General features: G+C 65.6%; 20 protein-coding genes and 1 tRNA gene. 10 read left to right on the top strand and 11 right to left on the bottom strand.

Translation table 11 applies throughout. The features are described from left to right. Positions 1–192: 192 nt before the first annotated feature. The 8 genes from RIN61_RS12795 to RIN61_RS12760 form a co-directional block, all read right to left on the bottom strand. The gene (locus tag RIN61_RS12795; RefSeq protein ID WP_112251254.1) at positions 193–474 is read right to left on the bottom strand and encodes a DUF971 domain-containing protein; all 282 of its coding nucleotides are present in this window, start codon (positions 472–474) and stop codon (positions 193–195) included. Then, positions 474–1,439: a HEAT repeat domain-containing protein gene (locus RIN61_RS12790; RefSeq protein WP_313857430.1), complete on the bottom strand. Its 966-nt coding sequence runs from the start codon at positions 1,437–1,439 to the stop codon at positions 474–476. Before RIN61_RS12790 ends, RIN61_RS12795 begins: the two co-directional genes overlap by 1 nt. Then, positions 1,436–2,287, bottom strand: coding sequence for an ABC transporter ATP-binding protein (locus tag RIN61_RS12785; RefSeq protein ID WP_112251250.1), 852 nt, complete (start codon positions 2,285–2,287; stop codon positions 1,436–1,438). Before RIN61_RS12785 ends, RIN61_RS12790 begins: the two co-directional genes overlap by 4 nt. Next, a complete protein-coding gene (locus tag RIN61_RS12780; RefSeq protein ID WP_112251248.1) occupies positions 2,287–3,069 on the bottom strand; it encodes an ABC transporter permease in 783 nt (260 codons plus the stop codon). Before RIN61_RS12780 ends, RIN61_RS12785 begins: the two co-directional genes overlap by 1 nt. A 15-nt stretch (positions 3,070–3,084) precedes the next feature. Beyond that, positions 3,085–4,491, bottom strand: coding sequence for an ABC transporter substrate-binding protein (locus RIN61_RS12775; protein ID WP_207877612.1), 1,407 nt, complete (start codon positions 4,489–4,491; stop codon positions 3,085–3,087). A gap of 118 nt (positions 4,492–4,609) precedes the next feature. Continuing rightward, positions 4,610–4,855 (bottom strand): 4Fe-4S dicluster domain-containing protein, encoded by a 246-nt coding sequence (locus tag RIN61_RS12770; protein ID WP_046616397.1) that lies wholly within the window; start codon positions 4,853–4,855, stop codon positions 4,610–4,612. A gap of 159 nt (positions 4,856–5,014) precedes the next feature. Further along, positions 5,015–6,739 (bottom strand): fumarate reductase/succinate dehydrogenase flavoprotein subunit, encoded by a 1,725-nt coding sequence (locus RIN61_RS12765; RefSeq protein WP_313857426.1) that lies wholly within the window; start codon positions 6,737–6,739, stop codon positions 5,015–5,017. Then, positions 6,736–7,485, bottom strand: coding sequence for a GntR family transcriptional regulator (locus tag RIN61_RS12760; RefSeq protein ID WP_207877616.1), 750 nt, complete (start codon positions 7,483–7,485; stop codon positions 6,736–6,738). The genes RIN61_RS12765 and RIN61_RS12760 overlap by 4 nt, the downstream gene beginning before the upstream one ends. A 208-nt stretch (positions 7,486–7,693) precedes the next feature. Between RIN61_RS12760 and RIN61_RS12755 the strand changes: the two genes are divergently transcribed. Together RIN61_RS12755 and RIN61_RS12750 are read left to right on the top strand one after the other, a co-directional pair. Further along, positions 7,694–7,770, top strand: a tRNA-Arg gene (locus RIN61_RS12755). Between the two features lie 88 nt (positions 7,771–7,858). After that, a complete protein-coding gene (locus tag RIN61_RS12750; protein WP_207877618.1) occupies positions 7,859–8,050 on the top strand; it encodes a hypothetical protein in 192 nt (63 codons plus the stop codon). 6 nt (positions 8,051–8,056) lie between these two features. Here the strand turns inward: RIN61_RS12750 and RIN61_RS12745 are convergent, their stop codons facing one another. The 3 genes from RIN61_RS12745 to RIN61_RS12735 form a co-directional block, all read right to left on the bottom strand. Continuing rightward, on the bottom strand, positions 8,057–9,376 hold the full coding sequence (locus RIN61_RS12745) for an OprD family outer membrane porin (protein WP_112251240.1): 1,320 nt from the start codon (positions 9,374–9,376) through the stop codon (positions 8,057–8,059). Positions 9,377–9,439: 63 nt separating this feature from the next. Further along, positions 9,440–10,828, bottom strand: a complete 1,389-nt coding sequence (locus RIN61_RS12740) for an amidase (protein ID WP_313857418.1) — start codon at positions 10,826–10,828, stop codon at positions 9,440–9,442. Further along, the gene (locus RIN61_RS12735) at positions 10,825–12,141 is read right to left on the bottom strand and encodes an MFS transporter (protein WP_112251236.1); all 1,317 of its coding nucleotides are present in this window, start codon (positions 12,139–12,141) and stop codon (positions 10,825–10,827) included. The genes RIN61_RS12740 and RIN61_RS12735 overlap by 4 nt, the downstream gene beginning before the upstream one ends. 187 nt (positions 12,142–12,328) lie before the next feature. Here RIN61_RS12735 and RIN61_RS12730 point away from each other — a divergent pair, with 187 nt between their 5' ends. From RIN61_RS12730 to RIN61_RS12695, 8 genes are read left to right on the top strand one after another with little or no spacing between them, the layout of a single operon-like run. After that, complete coding sequence (locus RIN61_RS12730) at positions 12,329–13,258, top strand: asparagine synthetase A (RefSeq protein WP_112251234.1); 930 nt, start codon at positions 12,329–12,331, stop codon at positions 13,256–13,258. 57 nt (positions 13,259–13,315) lie between these two features. Continuing rightward, positions 13,316–14,386: an LLM class flavin-dependent oxidoreductase gene (locus RIN61_RS12725; protein ID WP_112251232.1), complete on the top strand. Its 1,071-nt coding sequence runs from the start codon at positions 13,316–13,318 to the stop codon at positions 14,384–14,386. Further along, entirely contained in the window at positions 14,379–15,602 is a 1,224-nt protein-coding gene (locus RIN61_RS12720) for an MFS transporter (RefSeq protein ID WP_112251230.1), read from the top strand. The genes RIN61_RS12725 and RIN61_RS12720 overlap by 8 nt, the downstream gene beginning before the upstream one ends. Further along, the gene (locus tag RIN61_RS12715; RefSeq protein ID WP_112251228.1) at positions 15,599–16,057 is read left to right on the top strand and encodes a cobalamin B12-binding domain-containing protein; all 459 of its coding nucleotides are present in this window, start codon (positions 15,599–15,601) and stop codon (positions 16,055–16,057) included. The genes RIN61_RS12720 and RIN61_RS12715 overlap by 4 nt, the downstream gene beginning before the upstream one ends. Positions 16,058–16,091: 34 nt before the next feature. Then, positions 16,092–17,330, top strand: a complete 1,239-nt coding sequence (locus tag RIN61_RS12710; protein WP_313857414.1) for an ATP-grasp domain-containing protein — start codon at positions 16,092–16,094, stop codon at positions 17,328–17,330. After that, the gene (locus RIN61_RS12705) at positions 17,327–18,823 is read left to right on the top strand and encodes a hypothetical protein (protein WP_112251224.1); all 1,497 of its coding nucleotides are present in this window, start codon (positions 17,327–17,329) and stop codon (positions 18,821–18,823) included. The genes RIN61_RS12710 and RIN61_RS12705 overlap by 4 nt, the downstream gene beginning before the upstream one ends. A 2-nt stretch (positions 18,824–18,825) precedes the next feature. Then, positions 18,826–20,082, top strand: coding sequence for a methylaspartate mutase (locus RIN61_RS12700; RefSeq protein ID WP_112251222.1), 1,257 nt, complete (start codon positions 18,826–18,828; stop codon positions 20,080–20,082). Further along, positions 20,063–21,316: an ATP-grasp domain-containing protein gene (locus RIN61_RS12695; RefSeq protein ID WP_112251220.1), complete on the top strand. Its 1,254-nt coding sequence runs from the start codon at positions 20,063–20,065 to the stop codon at positions 21,314–21,316. Before RIN61_RS12700 ends, RIN61_RS12695 begins: the two co-directional genes overlap by 20 nt. Positions 21,317–21,337: the final 21 nt, after the last annotated feature.

The raw sequence follows: 21,337 nt of genomic DNA, 5'->3' as shown, positions 1-21,337 counted from the left end.
CCGCTCTCACAGGACTGCACATGACTTTTGAATTAACAGGAACCCTGTGGGAGCGGCTTCAGCCGCGAACACCGGCGCAGCCGGTGCCATGCACCGCGTTGGATTTTTCGCGGCTAAAACCGCTCCCACAGGGTACGCGGACCGCCTGCGAATTCAGGTCTCCATGCGACAGCGAATGCCCGCGAAGAAAACTCACCGGGCACTCAGGTCTCGCAGGTAAGCCCAAGGGTAGATACCCCGTTCATGCCCATCGCTGAACACCAGTTGCACGCCATATCCTTGCGGCTCGATGTGCACCACGCGCACATCATCGCGAACCAGGCTGATGTTCCCCTGCAGCCGTGCCGCTCGGCATTGCGAGCAGGGGCAAGCACCGCGCAGGCGGGCATGGCTGAGGCTATGTTCGCCGTCTTGCCATTGCAGCATCAGTTGCCCGGGGCCGCGCATGTTGCGAAGAGCTTGCGGGGCGTTCATCAGGAGGCCCCGCGCAGTTGTGCCATGGCAATCCGCACAGCCTTGCGCACCTCGGGGTCGCTATCGGCCTCGGCAGCCTGCAGCACCGGCAAGGCACGCGCCTGGCCCAGCTCCCCCAGGGCCAGAGCGGCCTCCTTGCGCAGGTTGGCCATGCCGTGGCCAAGCAACTCGCCAAGCGCGTCCAGTGCCGCAGCATGACGTAGCCGCCCCAGAGACCGCGCCGCACGCAGACGTACTTGCCAGAAGTCATCGGCAAGGGCATTTACCAGTGCCGGGCCTGCAGGGGCCAAGCCCACCTTGCCTAGCGTGGTGGCGGCTTCTTCGCGCACTTGCCAGGCCTTGTCACTCAATGCCGCCACCAAGGCTGGCACCACCGCGCTGTCGCGCGCGAGCCCCAGCGCACCGATGGCCGCGCGGCGCACCTCGGTGTCCGGCTCGTCTTCGGCAAGCTTTGCCAAAGCTGGCAACGCCGGCTGGTGCTTGAGCCAGCCAAGAATACCCACCGCCTCACGCCGGACCGCGGCGTCGTCATCGGCCAGTGCAAGCAGTGCGGGCTCCGCAGCATCTTCCAGGCGCAGCTCGCGCAAGGCACGCAGGGCGCTGGCACGGACGAAGGCATCGGCATGCTTGACCCATGGCAGGATCAGCTGCCCGGTTTCAAGGCTCTTGAGCTCGCTGAGGCTCTGGGCGGCCGCCAGCCGTACCGGCTCGGCAGCATCGGCCAGCGCAGCGCACAGGGCCTGCACGACTTCGGGCTCTTCCCAGGCCTCGAGCAGGCGCGCGGCCTCGGCGCGCACCTCGTCGGCGGCATCCACCAGCAGCGCATCGGTGAGCCATGGCAAGCCATCGGGGTCTTCCAGGTCGGCCAGTTCGATCAGGCCGATACGGCGTACCCCCGCGTCAGCGGCCCCAAGGCGAGGCAGGAGGGCAAGGATGTCGGGGTTGTCAGTCGTTCGTTCAGTCATAGCGCGATCCGTAGCGGTGGGTGCTCAGTGTCCGGCAGGCCCAGCGGGGTCAGGCGCGGAAGTTCGCGGCCCTCCTCGTGACGGAGCAAGGCCAGACAGTGACGCTTGAGGTGAGTGAATTCAGGGCTGGTCAGCAGGCTGGCGCGGCGTGGGCGCGGAAAGTCCAGGTGCAGGTCTTCGATAAAGCGGCCAGGTCGCGGGCTCATCACCAAGATACGGTCGGCCAGGAACAGCGCCTCGTCGATGTCGTGTGTGACGAATACCACGGTGGTGCGGATACTTGCCCAGATATCCAGCAACAGCTCCTGCATGCGTGCACGGGTTTGCGCATCCAGGGCACCGAAAGGTTCGTCCATCAGCAAAAGGCGCGGGCGGTTGATCAGCACCCGGGCAATCTCGGCCCGTTGCTGCATACCGCCGGAAAGCTGGCTGGGCCAGCGCCCGGCAAAGTCATCCAGCCCCACCAGTTGCAGCATTTCGCGAGCCTGCCGGCGACGTTCGGCGCGGCCCTGGCCCTGCATCTTCAGGCCGAAGGCCACGTTGTCGAGCACGCTACGCCAGGGCAGCAAGGTATGGTGCTGAAACACCATGCCACGCTGCGGTGACGGCCCGGCAACAGCCTGGCCGTCCACGCTCAACTGGCCGCTGCTGGGTACCAGGTGCCCGGCCAGGGCACCGAGCAACGTCGACTTGCCACAACCGGAAGGGCCAAGGATGCAGACGAACTCGCCAGGCTCTACGGCAAAGTCCAGCCGCTGCACCGCTTCGAATGCTTCGCTACCGTGCCCCAGGCGTATCGACAGGCCACGCCCGTCAATACGCCCTGGGGCTGGTTGATAACTGTTCATCAGCTGGCCCTCCGCGTGCGGTACCAAGGCGTGGCCAACTCCCCAAGGCGCTTGACCAGGGCACTGCTACCCATGCCCAGCACGCCGATCAGCAGCATGCCGACGATGATGTCGGGGTAGTTTTGCAAGGTGTACGACTCCCAGGTGTAGTAGCCGATACCGAACTGCCCGGAAATCATCTCGGCGGTGACCAGGCAGAACCATGATGTACCCATGCCGATGGCCAGGCCCGTGACGATGCTTGGCAACGCTCCCGGCAACACCACTTCACGCAGAATCGACCACCGCTCTGCCCCGAGGCTGCGCGCCGATGCAACCAGGCGCGGGTCGACGGCCTCGACGCCGTGCACGGTGTTCAGCAGGATCGGGAACAACGCGCCAGTGAACGTTATGAACACCATCGACAGCTCCGACGACGGGAACATCAGGATCGCCAGCGGGATCCACGCCACCGCCGGAATCGGCCGCAGTACTTCCAGTGGCGGCAGCAGGGTGTCCTCGGCCCATTGCGAGCGGCCGATCAACAACCCCAGGGCCACGCCAGTCAGCGCTGCGGCGGCATAACCGGCAAACACCCGCGACAGGCTGCTGCCCAGGTGCGCCAGCAGGGCGCTGGAGGTCAGCAACTGCCAGGCAGCTTCCAGCACCGCCTTGGGTGTGGGGACATAGGTGAACGTCAGCAGCCCGAGGTCCAGCTTCACGCTCGCCGCTGCCTGCCAGAACAGCAGGCAGGCCAGCAGCGAAGCCAGGCGCACCGGCCAGCGCTTGAGGTTACGGGTCATGTCGGTGCCTCCCGGTCAGCGCTGGGCGACCAGCTTCTGGTTGGCGCTGACAAAGTCCAGCGCTTCACCGCCGTGGGCCTTGGCATACTGCTCGGCCTGGTCCTTGAGCAGGAACGCCGCGAGTTCACCCTTGGCGTTGCGCACGAACCAGGCCTGGTTCGCCAGCAACTTGATTCCGCTGTCGGCGGCCTGGGCGTAGATGGCGCGGATGTCCTTGCCCTCCTGCTCCAGCTGGGCCAAGGCGCCAAGCGCGGCCTCCGGCGAAGCGTAGTGGCGGACCTTGCCTTCACCGCGCACCCAGATCTGTGCCAGGCGGCTGAAGTCGGTAATCGGTTTGCCTGTCAGCGCGTCATTGGCCTTGAGTGGCTGCGGGTCGTAGTCTTTCAGCGCCTTGTCGTAGTCCAGGCCAGCCTCCTTGAAGGCCGCACGGATGTACTGGTCGTCGATGAACTTGTCGGTGTCGAGACCGCGATCGGTCTTTTTGAGCAGCTTGAGCGTATCGATGGAGGTTGCGACTGCCTGACGGTATTCAGGCTTCCAGGTCAGGTCGCGGGTCTGCAGGCCGAGCGGGCCGTGGAACAGGTAATTGACCTCGGCTTCGATGCCGGTGACTTTCTCGATCAACTCGCTGTACTTCTCAGGTTCCGCAGCGATCAGCCGATCGGCTTCGAGGCTGGCGCGCAGGTAGGCGGTGACCACTTCCGGGTACTTCTTCGCATATTCGGCATCGACCAAGGCGCCATGGAAGGTCGGTGCGTTGGCCTGGGCGCCGTCATAGATCTTGCGGGCGAAGCCGCGGTTGGGGAACAGTTCGGCGAACGGCACAAAGTCGGCATGGGCTTCGATGCGGTTGCTACGCAGGGCGGAACCGGCGATTTCCGGCGCCTGGGCGATGATGCGCACATCCTTCTGCGGGTCCCAGCCCTGGGCTGCCACGGCACGTAGCAGCATGCCATGGGCGGTGGAGGCGAACGGCACGGAAATGGTCCTGCCCTTGAGTTCAGCCAACGATTGCACGCTGGACGCCGCAGGTACGACGATGCCATTGCCGCTGCCGTGCACGCTGCCCGACAGCACGCTTATGAACAGGCTGCGTTTGCCGGCATCCAGGTGAGCAACGCCGTTGAACGAGCCGGGGAAGTCGGCCATGGCGCCGAAGTCGAGTTTGCCAGCGACCATTTCGTTGGTCAGTGGCGCACCGCTGGTGAAGTTCTTCCACTCAACCTGATACTTGGCATCTTTGTATTTGCCGTCATGCGGCAGGTACTTGTCCAACAGGCCAAGCTCGCGTATCAGCAGGCCGCCGGTGGCGCAGTTGATGGTGGTGTCCTGGGTGCCGATGGCGATGCGGATGGTTTCGGCACTGGCATTCAGACCAGTGAGCGCCAGCGCGAGGCCGGCCACGGTTGCAACAAGGCGCATGGGTGTTTCCCCTCGAGTCGTTATAAGAATTGGGTCGTCTCCGCCGCCCGGCTTGGGTGGTGGGAAACGAGGGGCAAAGCAGGAGGGCGTCCGGTGGTGCGCCGGATGGCGGGATGAATCAGCGCAGCAGGTACGGGATATCGACCTTCACCGCACCAGTGGGGCAGTCCTTTTCGCAGGGCATGCAGTACCAGCATTCGTCGAAGGCCATGTAGGCCTTCTGCGTGGCCGGGTTGATCGCCAGCAGGTCCATGGGGCAAACCTCGACGCATACGGTGCAGCCTTTGTCGGCGATGCACTTGTCTTCGTCGATGGTGACGGGGGCACTGCTGCGGAAGAAGATTTCTTGCGGCTGGTAGGCCATTTCACGGAGTCCTCGGGGCCTTCATTGGCTCCCTTCTATCTAGAGGCTTGCACGTTTCCCTGTGGGAGCGGGTTTACCCGCGAAGAATCCAACACGGTGGATGGCACCGGCTTCGCCGGTGTTCGCGGGTAAACCCGCTCCCACAAGGTGAGGTGTCGCTTAGGCGGCATCGGCTTTGACACGCAACCGGTCATAAGCGGTCTGCTCTTCTGTATCCAGGGCGATCAGGTAGGGTTCGACGGCCTTCTTGAAGCTGGTCATTTCACCGTTCTGGCCCTTTTTCAGATGGCAATGGCAGAACCACTCGCCATCGTTGCGCTCGGGGAAGTCCACCCGGTGGTGGTACAGCCCCCAGCGGCTTTCCTTGCGGAACAGCGAGGCCCGCGCCGCCATCTCGGCGCAATCGCGAATCACCGAAACTTCCATCGCACGCATCAGTTCATGAGGGTTGCTGGCTTTCATCTGGTCCAGGTCACGCTCGATCTCGGCAAAGCGCTCCAGGCCGATTTCCATTTTCCTGGTCACCTTCGGCGGTTGCAGGTAATCGTTGACCATGCGTCTGAGCTTGTACTCGACCTGCGCCGGCGGCAGGCCATGCTGACGCTGCAGCGGGGCGAACACCCGCGCGCGCTCGCGCTCGACCTGTTCGGCATCGACCTCGGCGAATTCGCGCCCGATCACGTAATGCGCAGCGTTCACACCGGCAAACCAGCCATAGGTGAAGGCCCCCAGCATGTAGTTGTGCGGCACCGCTGCCATATCGCCTGCGGCATACAGCCCTTTGACGCTGGTCTCGGCCTTTTCATTGACCCACACCCCCGACGCCGAATGCCCCGAGCAGAAACCGATCTCCGAGATATGCATCTCGACCATGTGCTGGCGATAATCCGTGCCACGCCCCGCGTGGAACTGGCCACGACTGGGGCGTTCGTTGCTGTGCAAGATCTCTTCGATGTTCTGGATGGTCTCCTCGGCCAAGTGATCGAGTTTGAGGAACACCGGGCCATTGCCGCCCTCGAGTTCCTGGTGGAACTCCCACATCATCTGGCCGCTCCAGTAGTCGCACTCGATAAAGCGCTCACCCTTGCTGTTGGCGGTATATCCACCCAGTGGGCCGGTGACGTAGGCACAGGCCGGGCCGTTGTAGTCCTTGATCAGCGGGTTGATCTGGAAGCACTCGAGGTTGGCCAGTTCGGCACCTGCATGGTAGGCCATGACGTATCCATCACCGGCGTTGGTCGGGTTCTCGTAGGTGCCCATCAAATAACCCGACGACGGCAAGCCCAGGCGCCCCGCCGCGCCGCAGGCAAGGATCACCGCCTTGGCCCGCACCACCCGGAACTCGCCGCTACGGCAGTCGAAACCCAGCACGCCAGCGGCCGCGCCTTCACCATCGAGCAGCACACGGGTGCAAACCATACGGTTGCTGATCTCGACCCGGGCACGCTTGAGCTGGCGGTACAACACCTTCTTGATGTCGTGGCCTTCGGGCATGGGCAGCACGTAGGCGCCCATGTGGTGAACCTTTTTCACCGCGTAGTCGCCGGTCTCGTCCTTCTCGAACTTCACGCCCCAGCGGTCAAGCTGCTCGATGGTTTCGAAGCTGTGGGTAGCGTAGGCATGCACCGTGGCCTGGTTGACGATGCCGTCATTGGCCACGGTGATTTCCTTGGTGTACTGCTCGGGGGTGGCGTGGCCTGGGATGATCGCGTTGTTCAGGCCATCCATGCCCATGCTGATGGCACCGCTGCGCTTGACGTTGGCTTTGTCCAGCAGCAGCACGCGCAGGCTTTTGTCCTGCTCCTTGGCCTTGATCGCAGCCATCGGCCCGGCGGTACCGCCACCGATAACGATGATGTCGTAGTCCTGAGTCTGGATGCTCATGCCTTGCTCCCCTTCTGGCGGTCGATGCGCAGGCGGTACTGGAAAGCATCGCCGCGGTAATAAAGGTGTTCGAAGTCCAGTGGCGTACCGTCGGCGGCATGGGTCAGGCGCTCGATACGCATGATCGGCGAGCCTTCTTCAACATCCAGGGCCTGGGTCAGGTCGCTGTCGGCCAGCACGGCATCGATGGCCAGGTCGGCGTGGCCAAGGGCAATGCCGCAGTCGTTTTCCAGGAGCAGGAAAATGTCGCGGGTGACAAGGTCGGCCTTCTCCAGCTTTTCGCCGACGGCCTTGGGCAACCAGGTCAGTTCCAGCGACACCGGCTCGCGGTTGATCAACCGCACCCGGCGGATCTCGGTGACCAAGCTGCCCTCCCCAACCTGCAGCCGCGCGGCCACCAGTGCATTGGCCGGCACATGGCGGAAGCTGCGCAGGCGGTTGATCACCTCGTAACCCATTTGCGTCATCGACTCGCCCAACCCCTGCAGGGTGCTGACGTTCTGGAACGCCTTGGGCTTGGCGACAAAGGTGCCCTTGCCATGGATCTTGAAAATCAGCCCTTCCTTCTGCAGGTCGCCCAGCGCCTGGCGCACGGTGATGCGGCTGACTTCGAAAGCCTTGCCCAGTTCGCTTTCAGAGGGCATGCGGCTATGCGATGGATAAGTGCCGTCGAGGATGCGCTCGCGCAGCAATTCCTTGAGCTGGGTGTAAAGCGGTACCGGGGACAGGGGGAGCAGTTCGGCCATGGGGTCTCTTCGCTGATCGGATACTTGTTATAACAAGTTGTGACCAGAGAATAGATGGCATAACAGCGACCATGGAAATATCGATATTGCATATGGATAGAGGCATTTGTGAGTGCCATTGCCGACCGTTTCACGGCTAATGGGAAAAATGGCTACAGATCAAGGTGATGGACGCCACCACCACAGATGGGTATCATGCGTGCGCGTTGCACTCGTAGCTCAGCTGGATAGAGTACTGCCCTCCGAAGGCAGGGGTCGTGGGTTCGAATCCCGCCGAGTGCGCCATCTTCTTCCCTTGTGTCACAAGGGGTCGGCGCTTCCGCGCAGAACCTGCCTGGTCCTGAAAATCGCCTTGCCAAAGCGCAACTGGCCGATGTATGTCTGGACTATCAATGAGCCGAAGATCGGCATCACCGCCAACCGTTTCGCTCAAGTCGGCAGGCTCACCCCCAACGTATTCTATTCCTGGCGCTATTTCAGGTACGGCCTGAACGTAACCCACTGGGCCGCATGGCTGCTGGCCTTGGGCACGCACTGGTACCGGCTGCACAAGGTGCTGGGTTGAGGAAGTTCAGAACAATCGCAGCGGCATGTTGACCACCAGCCGCACTTCGTCGTAGCTGCCGTCGATCTGCCCGCCATGGGCGCGATGGTTGTAGACGATGGTACGCACGCTGGTGTCGCGCCAGGCGCCGCCTTGTAGCACGTAGCCGATTACCAGGCCATTCTCCTCGTGCCGCGCGCCGCGCAGACCGCGCACGTTGTATCCGGCGTGGCGGCCATTACGGTCGCCCTGGTAGTGACTGCCATCTATGCCCCAGCCCTTGGCGTGCCACAGCCCCAGGCTCAGGCCCGGCACGCCGTAGGCGCTTGCATCGAAGTCGTAGCGCAACTGCCAGGAGCGTTCGTTCGGGCCGTTGTAGTCCGAATACAGCGAGTTGGCCATGTAGTTGCCAGTCGACTCCCACACATAGTCGAAATATTCGTTGCCCTCGACCTGCTGCCAGGCCAGCGTCAGACCATGGGCCTGGTGCTCCAGCGTGGCGGCCAGGCTCCAGGCCTGGTTGTCGATGAAGCCCAGCTGCTGCTGGCCGCTGTCGCGGGTGCGGTAGTAGTGAAAGGCCGGGCGCACAGCCAGCCTGGCCCGATCACCCAGCGTGCCGCCCAGCCCCACGTACAGTTGCTGCCAGGTGTCTGCCAGGTGCGAGCCGTACAGGCTGGCAGACAGGGCGCCGCTGTAACGGGCACCGACATAGCTGATCGAATCGGCCTTCACTGCCCGGTCACCGAAGGTGCTGGTCAGCCGCTCGCTGCCGGTGCCGGTGCGCGGGATTGCCCGGTCGAAGCGCCCGGCGTCCAGTTGCAGGCCAGCGATGCTCTGGTTGCTCAGCGCCACACCCTGAAAGCTCGACGGCAGCGCCCGGTTATCCTTGTAGCGCAGGATGGGATTGTCCAGGCGTTGTCGGCCAACCCGCAAGGTACTGCCGGCCAGGCGCAGGCGCAGCGCGCCGACAGCCAGGCGGCTCCAGGTGGGGATGGCGTCGCCGTCGCTGTCCACCAGTACCCGGTCGCCACCGTTGGCCACCCGGCCATGGCCGCGACTCAGGTTGATCGCGCTGTACAGCGAGGCATCGACGCCGATGCCGAGCACGCCCCGAGTGTAGCCTGACGCATAGTCGAGCATCGCCGCCTGCACCCAGGTCTCGCGCAGGCGCGTGGGGGTCAGGCGGCCGTCCTTGCGAATCGCCAGGTAGGTGTCGCCCTGCGTATGCTGGTTGGAGTAGTAGTGCCGCAGGTTGAGGTCCAGACGGCTGCCGTCGATGAAGCCGGGTTGGCCAGCTGCCACGCAGGGCGTGATGAGGGCGCAGCACAGAAATGTGCGTCTTTGCATGTGCAAGCGGTGTCCTGTCCGTGAACGAAGGTCGGTGCCGCGCCTGCCTGGCACGGCATGGGGTCACTCGGGCCAGTGCCGGATCGGCCCGCGCCAGGTTTCGAAGGCCTTGGCCAGGCGCAGCAGCCAAGTGTCGGCAAAGCGCGGGGCGACCATCTGCAAGCCAATGGGCATACCCTGGTCGTTGAAGCCGCAGTTGATCGACAGCGCCGGTTGCTCGCCCATGTTCCAAGGCACGGTGAACACGATGTGTTCGAACGGCAGTTGCGGGTCGTTGCCGGGGGAGGCCAGCTCGGCGAGATAGGCCTGCACCTGATTGGTCGGCGACAGCAGCAGGTCGCACTGCTCGAACAGCCGCGCAGCGCGCCGGCGCATCTCGAAGGTCTGGTTGAAGCCTTCCACCGCCTCCACCGCCGTCATGTGGCGGGCCGGCTCGGCCCACTGGCGGATGTACGGCAGCACCTGGGCCAGGCGCTCGGGCTCCAGCTGGCGGAGTTCGCTCCACTGCCGTGCGCGCCAGAAGCGGTCGAGGCCGTCGAGCAGACGACGCTCCATCAATGGCTTCACCTCCACCAGCCTGGCGCCCTGCGCCTCGAACAGCGCGGCGGCGGCGCGCACCGCGGCGCAGGTCTGCGCGTCGGGTTGCAGGCCGCAACCAGGTTCAAGCAGCAGCCCCACCCGCAGGCCGCGCACGCTCATCGGGCGCAGCCCCCAGTCGAGCTCGGCCGCCGGCAGGCTGGTGGCATCACGCAGGTCCGGGCGCGCCAGCACCGCCATCATTGCCGCGCAGTCGTCTACCGTGCGGGTCATGGGCCCGGCGCAGCGGCCGGTATAATACGGGTCGATGGGTATGCGCCCGAGGGTCGGCTTGAAGCCCACCAGCGCGCACCAGCCGGCTGGCAGGCGCACCGAACCACCGATGTCGGTGCCCAGGTGAAGCGGGCCGTAGCCCGCCGCTGCCGCGGCCGCCGCCCCGGCGCTCGAGCCACCGGGGTTGAGTGCCGTGTTCCATGGGTTTCTGGTGATGCCGTGCAGGCTCGACAGGCCCGAAGACAACATGCCGAAATCCGGCACGCAGGTCTTGCCCAGCAGTACCGCGCCCGCCTCGCGCAGGCGCGCCGCCGGTGGCGCGTCGGCCACTGCCAGGCGCGGCTCCAGGCCCGCGCACCCCTGGTCGAGTAGCTGCCCACGGGTGGCAATCAACGATTTCAAGGTCACCGGCACGCCATCCAACGGCCCGAGCGGCGCGCCCCTGGCCCAACGTTGGGTGGACGCAGCGGCCTGCTCCAGCACCAGCTCAGGGGTAAACTGGCACAGCGCATTCAGGGCCGGCTCGCGGCGCTGTACATGGTCGATCAGGTACTGGTGGTATTCCAGGGGCGACAGCTCGCGGCGATCATAGAGCGCCGTCAGTTCGGCCACCGACAGCCACTGCAAAGGGCCGCAGCTCATTTGGCACCTGCCGGCACACCGGCGTTTTCGACGTCCGGCCCGCGCCGGGCGAACAGGCGCACGCAGCAGAGCCCTACTGCGCCCATCAGCACGCTGAAGCCCACCGCGACCCACTGGTTCCAGGGCATCAGGGCGATCAGCAGCAACGGTGTAACGCTCGCCCACAACGCGTAGGCGATGTTGTAGGTTACGGATATCCCCGACACGCGAATGGCCGCCGGGAACAACCCGACCATGATCGACGGCACCACCCCGACCACGCCGCAGCACAGGCCGGCCAGCGCGTAGGCCACGCCGACCAGCGGCAATTCGAAAATCAGGCTGGCGTACAGCGCCGCCACCCCGACGGGCAGCAGTGCGCTGTGAATCGCCAGGGCGCGCCAGGGGCCGAGGCGGTCGGCCATGCGCCCGGCGAGGATGCAACCGATATTGAGGAAGACGATGCCCAGGCTGCTCAGGGCGAAGGTCTGGTCCGCCGGCAGTCCGAAGCGCTTCTGCATCACCGTCGGGGTAATCACCACCAGCACCACCACTGCCGAGGTCAGTAGGCAGGTCAGCAGTAGTGCCGGGGCGATGGCTCGCCGGTGCCCGCGCAGCACGGTGCGCAACGGCAGCTCCGGGTCGGCTGCGCGGCGCGCCTGCAGAGCGACGAATACCGGCGTTTCGCTGAGCCAGCGACGCAACCAGACACCGACCAGACCAAACACACCGCCCAGGATGAACGGCAGACGCCAGCCGTGATCGAGCATCTCCTGCGGGGTGTAGACCCGCGCCAGCACCGCCGCGGTGACCGCGCCCAGCAGGTAGCCGAAGGTCAGCCCGGCCTGCAACATGCCCAGGGCGAAGCCGCGGTGGCCGGCCGGTGCGTGCTCGGCGACGAACGCCCAGGCGCTGGGTACTTCGCCGCCTACGGCGGCGCCCTGCAGAATGCGCAGGGCCAGCAACAGCAACGGCGCCCAGTAACCAATCTGCGCGTAGGTCGGCATCAGGCCGATCAACAGGCACGGCAACGCCATCATCAGAATGCTCAGGCTGAACACACGCTTGCGCCCCAGACGGTCGGCGAAGTGCGCCAGCAGAATGCCCCCCAGCGGCCGCGCCAGGTAGCCGGTGACGAATATGCCGAAGCTCTGCAGCAAGCGCAGCCATTCAGGCATGTGCGGCGGGAAGAACAGCTCGCTGAGGATCAGCGCGAAGAACACGAAAATGATGAAGTCGTAGATCTCCAACGCGCCGCCCAGCGCGGCAAGGCCCAAGGTCTTGTAGTCGGTGCGGCTGAAGCGCGTGGAAAGGGGTCGAGGGTGGGCCGTCATTGGCATGGGTGTCCTGTAATCGGGTAACGAAGGCGCGGCAGAACCGGTCGGGCTCATGGTCACCGTCGCAGGCGGACAGGACAATAAAAAGCGCGTCTGGGTCGCTTTTTCACCTGAATCTGTACATTGAGTTTTGACAGCGAAAGCCAATAATCGGGCCACCTTTGACCCACAAGATGACCCCAACATGGAAGAAATTCAGCGCCAGATCGCCGCATTTGACCACCCGGACGTCGAAGCAGTGGCCATTATCCGTGGCCGTGTGCTGCATGCCCTACAGACCTTTTTGCTCGACCGTGACTTCCGCCAGTTGTTGCCGATACTGATGTCGCCGATCACCGACCCCCTGAACCACGCGGTGTACCCGGCCGAGATCCAGTACCAGCAGCGGCGCCTGAAACTCACCGCCAGCATGATCTTCCACAAGCAGCTGGCCCTGACCGCCCGCGGCCACGAGCGCATCTTCATCGTCGCGCCGAACATCCGCCTGGAAAAGCCGGAGATCAAGGACTCCCAGCGTCACCTGCTGGAGTTCTCCCAGTTCGATTTCGAGATTCGCGGCGGCACCATGCAACAGGCCATGCAGTTGATCGAGCAGATGGTCAAGCACACCCTGGACGAGGTGCGCGAACACTGCGCCGCGCAACTGGCCCAGCTGGGCCGTGAACTGCCGCGTTACGAAACCGCCTTCCCGGTGTACAGCACCGACGAACTGCAGGCCGAACTGGGCGATGACTTCGAGCGCCTGATGTCGGAAAAGGCCCATACGCCGTTCTTCATCACCAACCACCGCCGCGAATTCTACGACCGCGAGACCCCCGGCCAACGCGGCCACTACAACAACTATGACCTGGTCTGGCCCGAGGGCTATGGCGAGGCACTGTCGGGTGCCGAACGGGAGTACGAGCACGGTCAGATCCTCTACCGCATGAACGAGCTGGACATGGACCTGACCCCGTTCGGCAACTTCCTCGAAGCAGCCCGCCAGGGGCTGCTGCACCCCAGTGCCGGCGGCGGGCTGGGCATTGAACGGCTGCTGCGCTTCATCTGCGGCAAGCGCCATATCCGCGATGTCGCCCTGTTCGACCGCAGTGTCGGCAGCGACTTCCTGTTCTGAGCCCCACGCCCTCGCACCGGCCCGCTCTGACGGCGGGCCTTTTCCGGAGACACCCGCATGACCCCCTTGCGCATTCATTGGTGCTCGCCGCTCGACAGCGGCCAGCAGAAAGCCTCCGACAAGTACGACACCGGGCGCCTGGACTTCGCCGGTATCGTCGATTTCGCCCAGGAGGCCGACGAACTGGGCATCGACTCGCTGCTGATGGGCATCAGCTACCACATGCCCGACCCGCTGCCGATGATCGGCGCGCTGGTGCGCGAAACTCGCAACGTCAAGTTCATCCTCGCCTACCGCCCCGGGTTGCTGCACCCGACCCTGTTCACCCAGGTGGTCAACACGCTGTCGTGGATGTCCGACAAACGCATCGCCTTGAATCTGGTGGCCGGCATCTCGCCGGACGAGCAGGCGTACTACGGTGACTACGTTGCACACGATGGCCGCTATGCGCGCACCTGCGAGTTCATCGAAATTCTCAGGCGCTTCTGGGCCGGGGAAACTCCACTCAGCCACCATGGCGACTTCTACCAGCTGGACAACGCCCAGCTGGGCCTCCCGTTCAAGGACCTCGAGCGGCCACGCCTGTATCTGAGCGGCGCCTCAGGGATCGCCCAGCAGGTAGCGGTATCCCACAGCGACTGCTGGCTGCGCTACGGCGACACGCCCGAAGGCATCGCCGAGGCCGCGCGCGAAGTACTCGCGGCCGGACGTTCGGTAGGCATACGCATGCACGTGCTGGCGCGAGAAACCCGCGACGAGGCACTGGCCGAGGTCGAGGCAATGATGGAAAACCCCGACCAGCAGCACCGCGAATGGGTGCGCCAGTTTGTCGCCCGCTGCGACTCCGAGGCGGTCAAGACCTCGTTCCGTCTGGCCGAGGGTGCCCATCACGACTGGCTGTCGCCGATGCTTTGGTCGGGTGCTGTGGCCTACCGAGGCGGCCCGGCACTGTGCGTGGTGGGCAGCTACGAGGAAGTGGCCGCCTACCTGCTGGAGTACAAGAAGGCCGGGGTGAGCGAGTTCATCTTCTCCGGTTGGCCGACCCGCGACGAGATGCGCCGCTTCTGCCAGCACGTGTTGCCACGCTTGCGCGAACTTGAAGCCGACCTGGACCGCCAGCATGGCTGAGCACCCGCCCCTGCGCCACTTCGGCGCCGGCCTGCTGCTGGGCCTGATGGCCGAACAGACGGTGCTGTTCGCCGTCCCGCTGATGGTCTACCAGGTCACCGGCAGCCTGCGTTATTCCGGGCTGGTGTTCGCCCTGGAATGGCTGCCGGCGCTGCTCGCTTACCCATTCGCCGGGGTGCTGGCGGACCGTGTCGGCGGGCGCAATCTGCTGCAGTGGGCCAACGTGCTGCGCGCCGCCAGCCTGGGGCTGACCGTACTGTGCTGCAGCCTGGCGCCGGCCCTGACGGTCTGGGCGCTGGCGGCCAACGGCGTACTACTGTCGCTGCTGATGGCTCCGGTGCGCATGGCCGTGGAGCGCACCGTGCCGCAGGTGGCGCCGGCCGAGCGCCTGGCCCACACCCAGTCGCTGGTGCAGAACATGGAGCTGCTGGCGCAGGTGCTGGGCCCGGCCTGCGCCGCCGCGCTAGTGCTGTACAGCGGCAAGCTGGCGCTGCTGGGCCTGGCCGCCGTCGCGCTGCTGCTGGCAGCAATGTGCTGGCGCGGTCTGCCCAACGCCCACGCCGACAGCGTTCGGCAACCTGTGCTCGCCGCCCTGGGCCAGGGCTGGCAGCTGCTGCTGGGCAACCCACCCATCATCAGCCTGGCGCTGCTGAACTTCAGCATCAACCTGGCCTTCGCCTGTGTGCTCAGCGCCAATGCCTTCGTCGTCAGCGGCGTGTTCCAGGCCACCGACGGTGCCTTCGGCCTGATCAACAGCGCCGCCGGCGCCCTGGGCCTGCTGAACTTCCTGCTGGTGCCGTGGTTGCTGACGAGACTGTCGATCCACCAAGTGGGCGCGCTGGGTTTCGCCGTGCTGTGCGGCGGGATCCTGGCCATGGGGCTGGCCAGCGGCCTGCTCGGCTACGGTGCCAGCTTCGTCCTGGCCATGGCCGGCTGCACCCTGTTCAACGTGTTCAACCGCACCCAGCGAATCAAGGTTATCCCGCGGGAGCACCTGGGCAAGGTGATGGGCCCTTTCTACCTGGTCAACCTGGCTTCCTATCCGCTGGGTGGGCTGCTCAGCGCCAGCATCGGCCAGCGCTACGGCATTCAAGGCCTGATCCTCGCCCTGGGCCTGCTGCTGAGCGGGCCGGGCGCCCTGCTGTTCCACCTGACCACGCGGCGCCTGAACGCCGCACTTGATACTGATAACCCTGCCATGGAGGCCTCCCGATGAACAGCCAACACCTATGCCTGCTGGCCACGGTCGAATCCGATTCGCACATGTGGAATCTGGTGTACCTGCAACTGTGGTTGGGCGAGCGCGGCCTGGAGGTGAAGAACCTGGGCAGCTGCACACCGGCCCAGGCCGTGCTCGACGCGGTCGACCAGCACAGACACGCGCATCTGCTGGTGATCAGCAGTGTCAACGGCCACGGCTACTCCCAGGGCCTGGCACTGATCCGCGCGCTGCGCCAGCAACACCCGCACCTGCACGTGGTGATTGGCGGCAAGCTGACCACCTCCGAGGCGCAGACCCGCGCGGTCCGCGAGGAGCTGCTGGCTGCCGGGTACGACGCGGTGTTCACCGAGGCCGACGCCCTCGACGCCTTCCAGCGCCACCTCGATCGCCTGGCCCAGGTCCGTCACTCGCTGGTGCTCGGCACCGGCGACGTGACGCACTGGACCTGAGCCCCCTTCTGTCGCCCGAACAAGGAACGAACCCATGCATATCGTGATCGTCAACCGCTGGCCGCGCTTCCACGACGGCCAGCGCTGGGACAACGAACTGACCCGCTACGAAGCCTTCTTCGATCACCATGCCCACCGCATCAGTTATGTGGTCGACGGCCCCGGCGCTCTTGGCGTGCTGACGCCGCGCGAGCAGATCGCCCACATGGTGCAGGTCGAGGACGTGAACCAGTACCCTCAGTTGCTGGCCGCAGTGACTGAAGTGATCGAACGGGTCGGCCCGGTCGACCTGCTGATCGCCTTGTCCGAATTCACCCTCGAAATCGCCGCCCAGGTGCGCCAGGCACTGAACATTCCCGGCCATGGTCCGGACGAAGTGGGTGTGTACCGCGACAAGGCGCGGATGAAACAGGTGCTGCAAGAGCATGGCCTGGCCGTGCCGGCCTTCACCCGCTGCCACAGCCTGGAACACACCCTGGACTTCGCCAACGCAACCGGCTACCCGCTGATCGTCAAACCGGTGGACGGCGCCGCCAGCATCGGCGTGGTGCGGGTCGATGACGAGCGCCAGCTGCTGGCCGCGCTCGACGGCATCGACCTGGCGCGCCACGAAGTGGAGGCCTTCGTGGAGGGCCAGGTATACCACGTCGACGGCTACACCGACGCTACCGGTCAGGTGCCGTTCCAAGCCGTGTCGCGCTACCTCAACAGTTGCCTGGACTTCGCCCGGTACCAGCCGTTGGGCTCGGTGTTGCTGCAGGCCTCACCGTTGCGTACGCGCATCGCCGACTTCAGTCGCCAGTGCCTGCAGGCGCTGGGGCTGCGCGACACCGCGTTCCACCTGGAGCTGTTCGTGTGCGAGGACGGTCGCCTGGTATTCCTGGAAGTGGGTGCGCGGGTTGGCGGCAGCGAGGTGCCACACCTGATCAACCGGGTGTTCGGCGTCAATCTCTATGAGCACTGGCTGAAGAACCTGCTCGGCGAGCCTGCCACCCTGCCCGGCCAGGACAGCGACCCCAGCGGCGGCTGGCTGATCATCCCCAAGCCGCGGCAACTGCCGTGCACGGTGCTCGAGGCACCGTCGCAGCGCACCCAGGTCGCTTCGCTTTGGCGCGAGTTGCTGCCCCATCCCGGCGAGGTACTGGAGGCCGGCGGCGGCTACGACGCGCTGCAGGGCGGACGTTTCATTTTCACCGGTAGCGACCAGGCCGGCATCGAGCGAGACATCCGACACGTCATCGAACACTACCGCCTGGAGACGCAGCCAGCATGAACCACGCCGCACGTACCGAACACGACGACGCCGCGCTGCTGGCCCGGCTCACCCCTTACCTGAGCGACAACGACCAGAACGCCGTGCGCGTGTTCGGCGAACGCCTGATCGAGGCCGCCGGAGGCCTGGCAGGCCTGGCCGACTACCGCCTGATGGTCGCCTACGGCGGCGGCAAGGACAGCTCCTATACCGTGTCGCTGCTGCGCGCGACCCAGCTGCACCTGGCCATCACCCATGGTCGCACCTTCCATCTGCGCATCGCCAACATGCGTCATGCCGGGGTGGCCGACGCGGTGATGGCCAACATCGACCGGGTCTACCATGCCCTGGCGCTATACGGCGACGCGCGGGTCGAGATGCTGGTGGTCGACCACAGGCAGATCCGCCCATTCGAACGCCACCTGCCCTTCCCCAGCCAGGTGAAGGCGATGAACCGCTTCGACGTGCTGATGAACGGCCACCGCACCGCCGGCGACGGTCGCCCGACCTTCTGCAACAGCTGCAACCTTGCGGTGGCCGACTTCTTCGGCCGCGCCGCCTGGTGGCAGGGTGGCGTCGACGCGGTGGTCACCGGCGACTCGCGCAAGGAACAGAAGCACTACTTCACCTGGATCATGCGCCTGGCCGAACGCCTGGGGCTGAACGTCGAGGCCTGCCGCCGCCAAGGCTTCCGCGGGCTGCTGCAGGCGCTGGACGGTATCGCCCAGGCCTACTTCATCGAACTGCTCGGCGAAGGCTTCGACGCTGCACTTGACGAGCGTCGGGTCAGTACCGGCAACGCCGGAGAGGAACCTGCGTTCATCAGCATCTACGACCTGGTGAGCTACCGGGTCGACGACCACTGGGAGCTGATCACCGAGTTCCTTGGCTTCCGGTTCGAGGAGCTGGCGTTCAGCTTCACCGAGTCGGACTGCGCCAACCCGATGCTCATGGCCCACCTGCGCGGGCTCAAGGCCGAACAGGTGCAGGGACGCAGCTACGACGATGGCCTGGCCGAATACCTGGAACTGGCCCAGGCCTTGATGCGCAAGAAGGAAATGCCCGATCGTCTTATCGAGCTGGCCCTGGCGCCCTACGCCGGCGCCTCCGGCATGGCCAACCGGCGCGCCCTGGCCGACAGCTTCGCCCGCTCGGCTTTTGACCTCGACGAAGAGCAGCTTGTCTGCATGCAGTTCTCGCCCTTCGTCAGCCATGGCCGTGACCTGGCGCTATACCTGAGCCTGCGTCATCCCCAGATTGTCGGGCGCCTGGAAGACCTGCACGCGCTGCTTGACGGCCAGGCCGAGGACGAAATGCTCGGCCAATGGCTCGGTGAGGTCAGCGGCCTGCCGCTGGCGGCATTGCGCAGCCTTTACCGGCACGCGCCTATCGATTTCGACAGCGATGCCTCGCTGATCGCCCGAGTGCGCGCCGGCGACCCGCACAAGGGCCGGATCGTGCGTCACGATCCGATCACCGGTGAACAGGTGGTTGAACTGGTGTCGGGGCGTTGACCATGGCCAGCACCAATACCAGCCACTTCCAGCGCTTCATCGAACGCGCCCGCGAGCGCGGGCAGCTCGTGGTGCAGCCGCGCATGGGTTTCGCCGACATCCCCAGCATGCGTGCTGGCCTGGAGGCCGTGGCCCGCCAGCCGGGCGCCCTGGGCACCATCACCCTCGACAGCTACACCCGTGTCGGCGATTACCAGAGCGCCCTGCGCTGCCTCAACGACGGCAGCCCGCTCAATGGCTTTCCCATCGTCAGCCACCCGCTGGAAGCCCTGCGCGGCATGCTCGACGGACTCTACAGCGAGCACTTTCCGATCCAGGTACGCCATGGCACGGCCCAGCCGCAGAACATCTTCAAGCGCATGGCCGCAGTTGGCCTGGATACCACCGAAGGCGGCCCTGTGTCCTACTGCATGCCCTACAGCCGCTTGCCGCTGCTGCATGCGGTGGAAGCCTGGGGACAAAGCTGCCGTGCGCTGGCCGAGGGCACCGCGCATGGCCATATCGAGAGCTTCGGCGGCTGCCTGCTGGGTCAGTTATGCCCACCCTCGATGCTGCTGGCGGTCGGCCTGCTCGAAGCCATGTTCTTTCGCCAGTACGGCATCCGCAGCGTGTCACTGAGCTATGCCCAGGGCACCAGCATGGCCCAGGACCAAGGTGCGCTGCGCGCCTTGCGCCAGTTGGCGGCGCACTACCTGGGCGATATCCACTGGCACGTGGTGGTGTACACCTACATGGGCGTGTTCCCCTGCACCGAACATGGCGCCCGCCGGTTGATCGTCGACAGCGCCCGACTGGCCCAGGCCACCGGTTGCGAACGGCTGATCGTCAAGACCGTGGCCGAAGCCCGACAGATTCCCTCGGTGCGCGACAACCTTCAGGCGCTGGACATGGCCAGCAGCAGCGCGGCGCAGGCGCCAGCGGCGCTCGATCCTGCCAACCAGGGCTATTACGAGGAAATCCTGATGGAAACCAGGCAACTGGTCGACGCCGTGCTCGACCTGCACGCCGACCTGGGCATTGCGCTGCTGCAGGGCTTCGCCCGGGGCTTGCTGGATATTCCCTACTGCCTTCACGCCGACAACGCCGGCCGCGCCACCACCCTGATCGACGACCACGGTGCGCTGCGCTGGGCCACCCTGGGCGGCCTGCCGCTTGCGCGTAACCACGCGGCAGGCAACGCCGAACACGGCGTGCGCGCCGACCAACTGTTCAAGATGCTGCACTACATGGTGAACCGTTATGACCAACCCTTGCATTGAACCCGGCCAGCGCCCACTGGTACTGGTGGACGCCTACTCCACCGGGGCCTTCCTCGCTCGTGCCCTGGCCGAGCACCGCCCGCTGCTGCACGTGAGCTCGCGACGGGACATGCCGGCCGCCTTCGCCGCCAGCTGCCCGCAGGCCCTGTTCGCCCAGCGCTACCAACTGCACGAGGTCGGCTTCGAGCCACTGTGTCAGGTGCTGGCGGCCCAGCACCCCGAAGCCGTGCTGACCGGCAGCGAGTTCGGCGTTGAGCTGGCCGACCGCCTGGCCGCCACCCTTGGCCTGCCGGGCAACGACCCGACGCTGTCGGCAGCGCGCCGCGACAAGGCGCTGATGGCCGAGCAGGTGGCCGCCGCAGGTCTGCCGGTGGCAGCGCAATTGCGCACCGGCAGCGCCGAGCAGGCCTGCGCCTGGTTCCAGGCCCAGGGTGCGCGGCCGGTTGTGGTCAAGCCCCTGGACAGTGCCGGCTCCGACCAGGTGTTCATCTGCCGCAACACCAGCCAGGTCCGCGATGCCGCCGACGCCATCCTCGGCGGCACCAACCTGATGATGCGCGACAACCATGAAGTGCTGGTGCAGGAGTACCTCGAAGGCGACGAGTACGTGATCAACACCGTCAGCCACCAAGGCCGGCACTGGCTCAGCGATGCCTGGCGCTGCACCAAGACACTGAGCGAGGATGGGCGAAAGATCTACGACAGCGAATACCTGCTGGCCCCCGACGACCCATGCCTGGAGGCCCTGGTCGGCTATGTCGAGGGCGTGCTCGATGCCCTGGCCATCGGTGAGGGCCCGGCGCACACCGAGGTGATCCTCACCGCCGCCGGGCCACGCCTGCTGGAAACCGGCGCGCGCCTGTCCGGCCTGGCCAACCCACCCGCCCTGCAGGCTGCCACTGGCGCCGACCAGGTCAGCCTGACCGTCGAGGCCTGCCTGACCCCAGCGCGCCTGCTGCAGCGCCCACGGCGCTATCGCCAGCTGCAGGCGGCCTGCACCCTCAACCTGATCGCCCGTGGCCAGGGTCGCTTCGACCTGGGCCGGGTAACCTCGCGCCTCGACCAGCTTGCCTCGTACCACAGCGCCCGCTGGCGTTTCAGCGACGGCCGCGCCCTGGCGCCGACCGTCGACCTCAACAGTTCGCCGGGGGCCGTGTTCATGGTCCATCCGCAACCTGACCGCATCCGCCAGGACCAACTCGCCTGGCGGACGTGGGAGCAAGACTGGCTGTAACCGGGAGCCCCGATTACCGGG

The sequence above is a fragment of the Pseudomonas inefficax genome (assembly GCF_032164165.1).
GTDB classification, from domain to species: Bacteria; Pseudomonadota; Gammaproteobacteria; order Pseudomonadales; family Pseudomonadaceae; genus Aquipseudomonas; species Aquipseudomonas inefficax.
This window is presented reverse-complemented; position numbering and strand designations above follow the sequence as displayed.

Bases quoted from the DNA above. Each gene is read 5' to 3' on its own strand.
- RIN61_RS12795 (WP_112251254.1), bottom strand. From the start codon at position 474: ATGAACGCCCCGCAAGCTCTTCGCAACATGCGCGGCCCCGGGCAACTG.
- RIN61_RS12790 (WP_313857430.1), bottom strand. From the start codon at position 1,439: ATGACTGAACGAACGACTGACAACCCCGACATCCTTGCCCTCCTGCCT.
- RIN61_RS12785 (WP_112251250.1), bottom strand. From the start codon at position 2,287: ATGAACAGTTATCAACCAGCCCCAGGGCGTATTGACGGGCGTGGCCTG.
- RIN61_RS12780 (WP_112251248.1), bottom strand. From the start codon at position 3,069: ATGACCCGTAACCTCAAGCGCTGGCCGGTGCGCCTGGCTTCGCTGCTG.
- RIN61_RS12775 (WP_207877612.1), bottom strand. From the start codon at position 4,491: ATGCGCCTTGTTGCAACCGTGGCCGGCCTCGCGCTGGCGCTCACTGGT.
- RIN61_RS12770 (WP_046616397.1), bottom strand. From the start codon at position 4,855: ATGGCCTACCAGCCGCAAGAAATCTTCTTCCGCAGCAGTGCCCCCGTC.
- RIN61_RS12765 (WP_313857426.1), bottom strand. From the start codon at position 6,739: ATGAGCATCCAGACTCAGGACTACGACATCATCGTTATCGGTGGCGGT.
- RIN61_RS12760 (WP_207877616.1), bottom strand. From the start codon at position 7,485: ATGGCCGAACTGCTCCCCCTGTCCCCGGTACCGCTTTACACCCAGCTC.
- RIN61_RS12750 (WP_207877618.1), top strand. From the start codon at position 7,859: ATGTATGTCTGGACTATCAATGAGCCGAAGATCGGCATCACCGCCAAC.
- RIN61_RS12745 (WP_112251240.1), bottom strand. From the start codon at position 9,376: ATGCAAAGACGCACATTTCTGTGCTGCGCCCTCATCACGCCCTGCGTG.
- RIN61_RS12740 (WP_313857418.1), bottom strand. From the start codon at position 10,828: ATGAGCTGCGGCCCTTTGCAGTGGCTGTCGGTGGCCGAACTGACGGCG.
- RIN61_RS12735 (WP_112251236.1), bottom strand. From the start codon at position 12,141: ATGACGGCCCACCCTCGACCCCTTTCCACGCGCTTCAGCCGCACCGAC.
- RIN61_RS12730 (WP_112251234.1), top strand. From the start codon at position 12,329: ATGGAAGAAATTCAGCGCCAGATCGCCGCATTTGACCACCCGGACGTC.
- RIN61_RS12725 (WP_112251232.1), top strand. From the start codon at position 13,316: ATGACCCCCTTGCGCATTCATTGGTGCTCGCCGCTCGACAGCGGCCAG.
- RIN61_RS12720 (WP_112251230.1), top strand. From the start codon at position 14,379: ATGGCTGAGCACCCGCCCCTGCGCCACTTCGGCGCCGGCCTGCTGCTG.
- RIN61_RS12715 (WP_112251228.1), top strand. From the start codon at position 15,599: ATGAACAGCCAACACCTATGCCTGCTGGCCACGGTCGAATCCGATTCG.
- RIN61_RS12710 (WP_313857414.1), top strand. From the start codon at position 16,092: ATGCATATCGTGATCGTCAACCGCTGGCCGCGCTTCCACGACGGCCAG.
- RIN61_RS12705 (WP_112251224.1), top strand. From the start codon at position 17,327: ATGAACCACGCCGCACGTACCGAACACGACGACGCCGCGCTGCTGGCC.
- RIN61_RS12700 (WP_112251222.1), top strand. From the start codon at position 18,826: ATGGCCAGCACCAATACCAGCCACTTCCAGCGCTTCATCGAACGCGCC.
- RIN61_RS12695 (WP_112251220.1), top strand. From the start codon at position 20,063: ATGACCAACCCTTGCATTGAACCCGGCCAGCGCCCACTGGTACTGGTG.